The organism is Blastomonas sp. (assembly GCF_041747255.1).
Classification (GTDB): Bacteria; Pseudomonadota; Alphaproteobacteria; order Sphingomonadales; family Sphingomonadaceae; genus Blastomonas.
Map to the genome: position 1 here is coordinate 1 of NZ_JBGTFM010000271.1, position 1656 is coordinate 1656.

At 65.4% G+C, this 1656-nt stretch carries 3 protein-coding genes; all 3 read right to left on the reverse strand.

The features are described from left to right. On the reverse strand, positions 1–591 hold a 591-nt coding region (gene pyrF, locus ACEW8G_RS09260), incomplete at its 3' end, for an orotidine-5'-phosphate decarboxylase (protein ID WP_373488140.1). A 29-nt stretch (positions 592–620) separates the two neighbouring features. Continuing rightward, positions 621–1010, reverse strand: a complete 390-nt coding sequence (locus tag ACEW8G_RS09265) for a hypothetical protein (protein ID WP_373488141.1) — start codon at positions 1008–1010, stop codon at positions 621–623. A gap of 126 nt (positions 1011–1136) precedes the next feature. Then, the coding region (locus ACEW8G_RS09270; protein ID WP_373488142.1) for a chlorite dismutase family protein at positions 1137–1656 on the reverse strand (520 nt) is incomplete at its 5' end.

Consider the following 1656-nt stretch of genomic DNA (forward strand, 5'->3'; position numbering starts at 1 on the left):
ACCCGCATCGCGCGCCTGACGAGGAGTGACGGCACGCTTCTGGTCACCGGTGGTGGCGCTTGCCGGGCGCACGCCGGGGACCACGAAAAAGCCGTCGCGCCAAGCATGGCGCACCGCGCCGACCTCCTGACCTGAACACACGATGCCATCCAGCCCCGCCTTGTGCGCCAGCGCCGCTAGCCGCAGGACGTTGTCCTGGGTGTTGCCGCCAAAGCCGATGTGCGCCATGTCATCATCATCAAGGCTGGTGAGCATCGTCACCGCAACCACTTTGGTGTTCGTGCCCGCCGCTGCCTTGGCATCCTCCATCATCGCGCGTCCTCCCGCTGCATGCACGGTCACGATCGCCGGTTCGAGCACGTGGATCGCCTGCATCGCGGCGGCGACGGTGTTGGGAATGTCGTGGAGCTTGAGGTCAAGGAAGATCGGCAGGCCAAGTTTTGCCATCTCGTGCACGCCGTGGTGGCCATGCGCGCAGAAGAACTCCAGCCCCAGCTTGATCCCGCCGATATGGCCGCGCACCGATTGCACCAGCGCGGTTGCGCGGGCCAGATCAGGCACATCGACTGCCAGATAGATGGGATTGGACATGGATGTTCCTGTGGTCTTGTCGCTGCGGGTCAGATCGACCGCAGGACGCTTGCCGGTTCGGATGGCGTTTCGAATGGCGTTTCGGTTGTGTTGTCGGCGGTGGGCTGAGCCGCCGGAGCATGCATTGGCGCTGCCGGGCCGGGGGTGGCCATGGCCGTCGTCGCGAGCGTCTGATAGCTGCGTGTCTGGTTCGCCTCCAGCGTCGCGATGCGCCGTTTCAGCCGCCAGCTGCTGGTGCGGTGCACCAGCCACAGCGGCAGGAAACCGGCGAGGAAGGTGATGACCAGCAGCACCGGCAGCTTGGTCACCAGCTCAAGCCCGCCCCACAGCTCCACCGCAGTCACCTGCCAATTGTTGTAGGAGAAGACCACGAAGGCAACCGCCAGCATGATCGCGACGAGGATCTTCAGGAACTGCATCGACCTTGGCTCCCTTGCTCTTGTGCGCCGTTGGCCAGCCCCGTTGCTGAGGCCTGGCCCGGCGGCGGGTTGCAGCCCAGCATAAGGGCAATCCTTCGCGATGGCCAGCAGGTTGCCGCACGCAGTTCAGCAGCGGACCAGACGGATATCGATCTCGCGGATCACATGATCCCATTCCTCGGTGCTGCGCAGCCGCGCGACCAGTGCCTCGAATGCAGTGCTGGCCTCGGGCGGGTATTCGAACCAGGTGAGGAAATCGAAGGGTTCGCCAAGGTCGCGGCTGTGGTGCAGCCGCCGGGCGATGGCGGGCAGGTAGTCAGCGCCGATGGCCATATGCTCTGACCGGGCATAGATCGCCCGTCGCTCGTCCTGCGCCATCGCCCACCACTGCGGGGATTTGGTGATCGGGATCAGCGCGGCGCAGGTCGCGTGGCTGCGGTGGAGGCCCTCTGACCGGCGGTCGAGCAGCGAGCGTTCGCTCCGGGTCGAATAGCGCAGGTTCGATGTGAAGCCGCGCAATGTCCAGCGTGGCGGCCCCATCTGATTATCCGTCTGATCATCGATCCTGATGAACGGCACTGCGGGCAGGCCTTCGCCGATCCACGCCGATTGGGAGACGACGCGCCACTGGCCGGCATCACCCCCG